Annotated in this window: 5 protein-coding genes; 4 read left to right on the forward strand and 1 reads right to left on the reverse strand. The window is 36.9% G+C overall.

Translation table 11 applies throughout. The features are described 5' to 3' along the window. The first annotated feature begins 173 nt into the window (after positions 1-173). The 4 genes from ACOVO2_RS15405 (at position 174) to ACOVO2_RS15420 (ending at position 5,301) form a co-directional block, all read left to right on the forward strand. Positions 174-1,352: an HlyD family secretion protein gene (locus ACOVO2_RS15405; protein ID WP_421770832.1), complete on the forward strand. Its 1,179-nt coding sequence runs from the start codon at positions 174-176 to the stop codon at positions 1,350-1,352. A gap of 65 nt (positions 1,353-1,417) precedes the next feature. Beyond that, on the forward strand, positions 1,418-3,673 hold the full coding sequence (locus ACOVO2_RS15410; RefSeq protein ID WP_421770833.1) for a peptidase domain-containing ABC transporter: 2,256 nt from the start codon (positions 1,418-1,420) through the stop codon (positions 3,671-3,673). Continuing rightward, positions 3,666-5,072, forward strand: a complete 1,407-nt coding sequence (locus tag ACOVO2_RS15415) for a TolC family protein (protein WP_421770834.1) — start codon at positions 3,666-3,668, stop codon at positions 5,070-5,072. Before ACOVO2_RS15410 ends, ACOVO2_RS15415 begins: the two co-directional genes overlap by 8 nt. A gap of 88 nt (positions 5,073-5,160) precedes the next feature. Beyond that, entirely contained in the window at positions 5,161-5,301 is a 141-nt protein-coding gene (locus ACOVO2_RS15420; RefSeq protein WP_421770835.1) for a hypothetical protein, read from the forward strand. A gap of 83 nt (positions 5,302-5,384) precedes the next feature. On the opposite strand, the gene ACOVO2_RS15425 is transcribed toward ACOVO2_RS15420, so the two are convergent. Beyond that, positions 5,385-5,619, reverse strand: a 235-nt coding sequence (locus ACOVO2_RS15425) for a hypothetical protein (protein ID WP_421770836.1), incomplete at its 5' end; no start/stop codon positions are given.

The following is a 5,619-nucleotide window of genomic DNA, read 5'->3' on the forward strand; positions in this document are numbered from 1 at the left end:
CTGATAATTTATGGATAGGACTATCGTACAGGATTGTTTTAAGGTAAAATAAAAAGCATCTCGAAACAGATGCTTTTTTTATAACTAAAAGTTATAAGTTACACCTTTGTGTTATTGAATAAAAATAGTCTCTGCACCAACTTTGTAGCATAATCTTAAACGAATCCAAGACAATGCAAAATCAAATCCACCCAGCCGAGGTTATTGAGTTTACGACCGAAGCCTATCTGCCCACCGTTTCGGTGCGAAGTCAAATCATCTATTTGTCCGTTATTCTTGCCATCATTGCTGCATTGGTGGCTTTGCCACTCATCCAAGTCGAGGTTTCGGTGCAAAGCTCGGGTATGATTCGCCCAACTGCCGAGCGAAACGAAATCCGCTCACTCATTGCTGGCACTATCAGCGAAACTTTCATCAAAGAAAATCAAAGCATTGAGCAAGGGCAAACTGTCTTTCGCCTCCAAACCGATATACTCGACACCAAAATTCGACTAAACGAAGTGCAACAAAACGAAAAGAAATTATTTATCAATGATTTAGAAAAGTTGGTTGCCCTTAACCGAGAAAACCTAACACTCAATGGCATTTTATCTTCGGCTCTCTATCGCCAACAATATGAACAGTTTCGTTTGCTTTTGAGCGAAAACCAGCAAACTCAAAAAAAACGCAAACGAGAACTCGACATCAATAAAAAACTCTTAGAAGAAAAAGTTGTTGCTCAGCAAGAATTTGAAGACAAAGAATTTGCTTTTCAAACCGTACAAGCACAATCAAAGAATATCATCGAACGCCAAATTAGCGACTGGCAAACGGCTCTTTCGCAATACAAAATGGCACTCGACGAACTACAAGCTCAAAGCCGTCAGTGGCTCAAAGAACGAGAATTCTATACCATAAAAGCCCCAATTAGTGGTAATATCAGTCAATTAGCAGGAAAATACACAGGTGGATATATTCAAACTGGTGAATTGTTAGGCGTTATTTCGCCCGATTCAAATTTGGTTGTTGAGTGCTATGTTTCGCCTAAAGATATTGGTTTATTGCAGAAAGGAATGAAAACTCGCATGCAAATGGATGCCTTCGACTATAACCAATGGGGACTTGCCGAAGGAACTGTTACCGAAATAGCCAACGACCTCACCATCGGCGAAAATCAACAGGCATTCTTTAAAGTAAAATGTCTTTTAAACCAAGACCATCTGGTTTTAAAAAATGGCTACCAAGGTAAATTAAAGAAAGGAATGACCCTCAGAAGCCACTTTGTAGTAACCAAACGCAGTCTATTCGATTTACTCTACGACAAAACCGACGATTGGTTGAATCCTAAAAACAATTCAATCGCAACTCGTTAAATAACCTTATTCTTCAAAATTCAATCACCCATCAATAATTACCGTATAGGAATTAGGGGTTTTATATGAAAAAAACTTGCATCAAACAGCACGATATTACAGACTGCGGAGCAGCTTGTTTAGCATCAATTTCGGCACATTATAAGCTCATGTTGCCTATTGCTCGCATACGCCAGTATGCTTCAACCGACAAAAAAGGCACAAATGTATTGGGTATGATTGAAGCCGCCCAAAAGCTTGGTTTTCAAGCGAAAGGTGTCCGTGGCACATTTGAAAGTCTTTCAAAAATACCAAAACCCGCTATTGCCCACGTTGTTATCAAAGAGGTTTTGCATCATTTTGTGGTCATTTATGATGTAACCGATAAATACGTGGAGGTGATGGACCCAGCTTTCGGTAAAATCGACAAAATGAGTCACGAAGCCTTCCAGAAAATCTGGACAGGGGTTTTGATACTTTTACTTCCTGACGAAAATTTCCAAGTTGGGAATGCCAAGGAATCTGTTTCTGGTCGTTTTTGGAAATTGATTCAACCCCACAAATCAGTGATGGCTCAAGCACTTTTTGGAGCATTGGTTTACACTATTTTGGGGCTTTCTACTTCGATTTATGTTCAAAAAATTGTAGATAATGTATTAGTTGAAGGCAATCGGAATCTATTAAATCTATTGAGTGTAGGTATGATTCTAATTTTGATTTTGCAGCTACTCATTGGCTCAATGAAAACTTTTTTTGCTCTCCGAACAGGGCAACAAATTGATGCTCAATTGATTTTGGGGTATTACAAACATTTAATGAAACTTCCACAGCAGTTTTTCGACACGATGCGAGTGGGAGAAATTATTTCTCGAATCAATGATGCCGTTAAGATTCGAGCTTTTATCAATGACATCGCCCTCAACTTGGTTGTTAATATTTTTATAGTCTTGTTTTCTTTCGGAATGATGTTTACTTACGACTGGAAACTGGCATTGATTATGTTGGCAGTAATTCCGTTTTATGCAGCTAATTACCTGATTGTCAATCGCTTGAATAAAAAATACCAACGTACACTCATGGAAAACGGAGCAGAATTAGAATCTCAATTAGTAGAGTCGCTTAATTCTATGGCTACCATCAAACGCTTCGGTTTGGAAGAATACGCCAACATAAAAACCGAAACTCGCTTCGTAAAATTACTGAAAACTATTTTTACCTCTACCAAAAACGCAGTTTGGTCGGGTACTGCCTCTGAGTTAGTTTCACGATTATTCACAATCGTTTTGTTATGGGCAGGGTCGGGATTTGTACTTGATAAAGACCTCACCCCAGGCGAACTTCTTTCATTTTATGCACTCATAGGTTATTTTACAGGCCCAGCCAGTAGCTTGATTGGTGCCAACCGAACTATTCAAGATGCCCTTATTGCGGCCGACCGTTTGTTTGAAATCTTAGATTTGGAGCGTGAAACCACCGAAAATAAAATTGACCTCACACCCGAAATGATTGGTAATATTACGTTCCAAGATGTTTCGTTTAGATACGGCACTCGTGTACAAGTTTTTGAAAACCTAAATCTGACAATTCCAAAAGGACAAATCACTGCAGTAGTAGGTGAAAGTGGCTCAGGCAAATCTACCTTACTGTCTTTACTACAAAACATTTATCCTTTACAAAAAGGCAGTATTCATATAGGTAGCTTCGATATTAAGCATATTAGTAATCATACGATTCGCCAATTGGTGAGCGTTGTGCCTCAAAAAATCGACCTTTTTGCAGGAAATGTTATCGAAAATATCGCCGTTGGCGAATACGAACCCGATATGCAACGCATCGTTGGCATTTGTCAAATGCTCGGCATTAGTGATTTTATAGAAAAACTCCCGAATGGTTTCCATACATATTTAGGTGAAAACGGAGCAAGCCTTTCGGGCGGACAAAAACAACGAATCGCCATTGCTCGTGCCATCTATCGAAAACCCGAAATCATCATTTTAGATGAAGCAACCTCTTCACTCGATTCGCTTTCGGAGCGAGCCGTACAGGCAACCATTCAACGTTTGCGTGAAGCAGGTAAAACAGTCATTATTATTGCTCATCGCCTAAGCACGATTATGAATGCCGATAAAATTGTGGTGATTGAAGAAGGCAAAGTCATAGAAGAAGGTAGCCATCATCAACTACTCGAAAAACATGAGGCATATTATAAACTTTGGGCATCGCAATATTTGGTTGAAGAGCAAAAAAGTGATGTTTCGCCAATGGATTTATACACTATTAGTGCCAACGGAGTGAGTATGAACAAAGATTTATCTACGAAAAACATCATTAATCATGTATAAATATATTTTTTTGAGCTTGTTTGCTGCCACGGGTTTACAAGCTCAAACCCAACTCAAACTCGAAGATTGTATAGAGTTAGCCATTAAAAATAACTTTCAAATCAAACAATCTGAAATGCAGGTTGAGTCGAGTATCAATCAATATAACCAAACAAAGTTTAGCCAATTGCCTGCCGTTGCTGGCTTCTTAAATCAAGGTTATAATCTTGGTCGAACTATCGACCCATATAGCAATGACGTAGTAACCAACCAAATTGGCACAAATAACATGGGGGTTCGAGCCGACTGGGTAGTTTTTAATGGTTTCCAGAATAAAAAGCAGTTGGAACAACAAATGCTACAACTAAAAGCTTCGAAATATGATGTAGAAACCGCAAAAAACACCATCAAACTCAACGTTATTTTGGCTTATATGCAGATTTTATCGGCCAATGAATTATTGGAAGTAGCTCAAAATCAAGCCTTAGCAAGTAAATTACAACTCGAAAAAGTCGAGAAACTGGTGAAATTAAATGTTACTTCGGAATCGAACCTTTATGATATTAAAGCCCAACTGGCCAGCGATGAATTTCAGATAACGAATGCCAAAAACAATTATCGTTCGGCCAAGCTTCGTCTGAAACAGCTACTAAATATCTCGTCAGACAAAGAGATAAATTTTGAAGGTATTTCTCTCGAAAACATACAAATTTCGCCAAACTTACAGATTCAAAGCGAGGTTTTAGATTTTGCTGAAAATAGTTTTCCAGAAATTAAAGCGGGAAAAACGAGATTATTAACGCATCAAAAGGGCATAGAAATTATAAATAATATGAAATTTCCTACCATTACTTTGAGTGGAGCTTGGGGAACATCCTATTCAAGTGCTGCCAAAAAAGCAATTATTGGCGAAAAATTTAGTGAATCATTCACCAATCAATACATCAATATTAATAACACACAAGTACCCGTCATGCAAATTGTGCCTGATATTTCTACAAAGAAAATTGGTTTTACCAATCAATTAGGCAATAATAATAACCTCTCGTTTGGTTTGAATATACGCATTCCGATTTTCAATACAACGCAACAAAAATATCGTTTAGAAAATGTAAAAATTCAGCAAAAAATAGCTCAAAACGAAGTTACAAATATTCGCTTGCAACTTCAACAAGCGATAGAACAGGCTTTCATTGACCGAGATAATGCCGCCGAAAGATATGAATCGCTACAAAATCAATTAATTGCTTTAGAAAAAGCGTTCAATGTAGCCGAAATCAAACTTTCTACGGGTATCATCAATCCAATTGATTATACGATTACCAAAACAAATTTTGATAAAGCAAAAGCAAATGCGATTCAAGCAAAATATGAATATTTCTTTCGAGTAAAAATAGTTGATTTTTATCAAGGAAAATGATTAAAATATCATTACAAACCATTGGTTATCAAAAATTTAACTTATAAATCAGTAAAAATATTCACTCAAATTTTAAAATATTTCAAATATGAAAAATGAAGAAATTACAAGAATTTATGCCACAACAGCAGAACTTTTTTGGGATGATAATGAGGAAGTTTTTGACGAAAATTGGTTAGTATCTGGCTCTGATTTATTCAATATTTTTGACGAATCAGAAACGGAATGAGGGACTTGACATTAATTATTTAGAGATTTAGTTTAGGGTTAAAGCCAAAGTCATTTCGAGTCTTGATACTTGAAATGACTTTTTTATACCTCACCTTCACCAGTAAGATATTTTTTCAAAGCAACCTTTAGCTCTTTGAGTTCCTTACTATTTTGGGATATTTCATATTTTGAGGGAGTTTTGGCAATATAATCAATGATAGAAGAATAGGGTTTCTTACTCCAAGGGCTAAAATGACTAAGTAAAACAGCCATTTGGTCTTGCTTGAGCGTAAAATAACGATTGTGTTTGTCATCAGCCAATTCAAAAATAGCTTGA

This window comes from Emticicia sp. (genome assembly GCF_049241225.1).
GTDB lineage: Bacteria > Bacteroidota > Bacteroidia > Cytophagales > Spirosomataceae > Emticicia.

What these genes read in the sequence shown, in the direction of transcription:
- ACOVO2_RS15410 (WP_421770833.1), top strand. Translation starts at nt 1,418, where the DNA reads ATGAAAAAAACTTGCATCAAACAGCACGATATTACAGACTGCGGAGCA.
- ACOVO2_RS15405 (WP_421770832.1), top strand. Translation starts at nt 174, where the DNA reads ATGCAAAATCAAATCCACCCAGCCGAGGTTATTGAGTTTACGACCGAA.
- ACOVO2_RS15415 (WP_421770834.1), top strand. Translation starts at nt 3,666, where the DNA reads ATGTATAAATATATTTTTTTGAGCTTGTTTGCTGCCACGGGTTTACAA.
- ACOVO2_RS15420 (WP_421770835.1), top strand. Translation starts at nt 5,161, where the DNA reads ATGAAAAATGAAGAAATTACAAGAATTTATGCCACAACAGCAGAACTT.